The organism is Bacteroidales bacterium (assembly GCA_041671145.1).
GTDB lineage: Bacteria > Bacteroidota > Bacteroidia > Bacteroidales > JAHJDW01 > JAQUPB01.
The window spans coordinates 1-2,560 of record JBAZBZ010000089.1; the positions used below are offsets into that span (position 1 = coordinate 1).

1 protein-coding gene is annotated in these 2,560 nt (G+C 30.5%); it reads left to right on the forward strand.

Annotation, left to right across the window (positions count from 1 at the left end):
- Positions 1-982 precede the first annotated feature (982 nt).
- A complete protein-coding gene (locus tag WC223_14065) occupies positions 983-2,071 on the forward strand; it encodes a transposase (GenBank protein ID MFA6925366.1) in 1,089 nt (362 codons plus the stop codon).
- The last annotated feature ends 489 nt before the right edge of the window (positions 2,072-2,560 follow it).

A 2,560-nucleotide genomic window follows, 5' to 3' on the forward strand; every position in this document is an offset into this window, starting at 1 on the left:
CGGGAGAATATTCTTTATACATTTATTTTTTTTCTGGTATTAGTATTTTGATATATTATTTCTATCTTATTATATTAGCAATACTTATTAAGAAAATAAACACATCTTTAAAAGGATTTTATAAACTATATTTTTGTTTCCTTTTTTCTTTAGTTTATTTCATAGTATTAATATGTTATTTAATTTTTTCGAATACTCAAATAATACCAACTGTTTTAATTCCAATAATGACTTTATTTCAAATTCCATTAATATTTTGTTTTTATTATCCTATTATTTTTATTGCAAAAAATCTAACAAAGCTAATATTAAATAGGGATGTAATTATTAATGATTATATTATCAATCTTATATGGTTGATAATATTTCCGATTGGAATTTGGTTTTTTCAACCCAAGATAAATAAATTGGCAGAGCAATTTGAAAAAAAATGATTAATAAATTCATTTTAACAACTTGAAAATAGTTAAGGACAAATTTATGTTATTTAAATTTTTAAAAATAAAACATTGGGCTATTTTTTGTTTTACATTTATGCCTTTGATAATATTTGATATTTTCAATAATTCCGATTATTATGATAATTTTGATATATATCATTTAGTTTTACATAGTTATATTTTATTGATAATATATTTTTATTTTGCTGTTTTAATATTTTTTATTAAAAGAACAAATTCATCTATCAAAGGATTCATTTTTCTCATTTTTTGTTATTTGTTAGCAATAATTAGTACATTATTATTGAATTATTATTTATTTATCACACCTACACATACGATTCCTGATGAAATGATAATTATATTTAGTTTTTTCGAATTACTAATAGCATTTTGCTTATACTATACTATTTTTTTTATATCGAAAAATATTACAAAAATTTTATTAAATAAAGGAATTGCTTTAAAAGATTATTTTATTAACTGACATTACGCAAAAATAGGAAAATTTGTTAAGTTTGAGAAGCAGTATAAAAGAGGTTATGATGAAACCAAATCTTCTCGAACTTTACAGTGACTATTTGATTAGCTCATTTGGTCAAACAAGTGCCACAGGACTATCGAATCTTCTGGAAGGAGAAATCAGTCATGATTCAATAACCCGCTTGTTATCCAAGGAGCTTCTAACGCCAAAGGATTATTGGTTAATAGTCAAAAAGACAATCCGCCAAATTGAATCCGATGATGGAGTTATCATCATTGACGACAGTATAGAGGAAAAACCTTATACTGACGAGAACGATATAATATGCTGGCATTATGACCATTGCAAAGATAGAAGTATCAAGGGGATTAACTTCTTGACAGCTATATATTATAGCAATGGACTTACAATACCTGTAACATACCAGTTGGTAGCCAAAACTGAGTTGGTAACCGACAAAAAAACGGGCAAGCAAAAAAGAATAAGCCCGAAGACAAAGAACGAGTATTTCCGGGAAATGCTTGTATCTTGCAAGCAAAACAGTATCATATTCCGCTTTGTTATCAGCGATGTTTGGTACAGTTCAGCCGAAAACATGATGTTCATCAAAAAGAACATTGAGCGTGACTTTGTAATGCCGTTGAAGAGTAACAGAAAAGTTGCTCTAAACAAGACTGATAAACTAAATGGTCGTTATCAGGCATTGCCAACCGTGCAAATAGAGCCAAATACCGTTAGGGAAATCTATCTTGAAGGAGTAGATTTTCCTATGCTGTTGCTAAAACAAGTCTTCGCAAACGCTGACGGAAGCACAGGTATTTTGTATCTTGTTACAAGTGATTCAACGCTTGATTACGATCTCATAACAACAATCTACAAGAGAAGGTGGAAAGTTGAGGAGTATCATAAGTCATTGAAACAAAATGCATCACTGGAAAAATCACCGACTAAGACAGTGGTAACGCAAAGTAATCATTTTTTTGCTTCGATGGTAGCTTATTATAAAATTGAATTATTGAAACAAGTAAGTAAATGCAATCATTTTGCTCTGAAAGCAAAAATTTATATGAAGGCACTTCAGTCAGCTTTCAAAGAACTTGAAAATTTGAAAAAAATGTATCCTGATATTACTATCGCTGTTGCGTAATGTCAGTTATTAATTTCATCTTGCTATTAGTTTTTCCGATTGGAATTTGGTTTTTTCAACCCAAGATAAATAAATTGGCAGAGCAATTTGAAAATAAAAATGATTAATAAATTCATTTTAACAACTTGAAAACAATCCCCCCTTTCCTGATTTCGGAAAAGGGGGATTTCTCTTGATAATTAATTTATGTTCCCGCCGGAATATTTACCGACATAATTGATAAACATCCCCCCTTTGAAAAAGGGGGGTAGGGGGGATTTTCCAAAACTTACGTTCCTGCCGGAATATTCACCGACACAATATTGCTCGGGGGGCTTGTCTCCGATTCGTCAGAGCAGACTATGTAGAAAAATTCAGTGACTTCGAAAACAGTGGCTTCCCTCTGATACGACGTTCCGTACGCAATCTCAAGCTGGGTATATGTTTACTCAAGGGAACTTCGCTCCGCAGTAGGTTAGATTCGTTCCGCTGAGCGTTTGACACCTTATT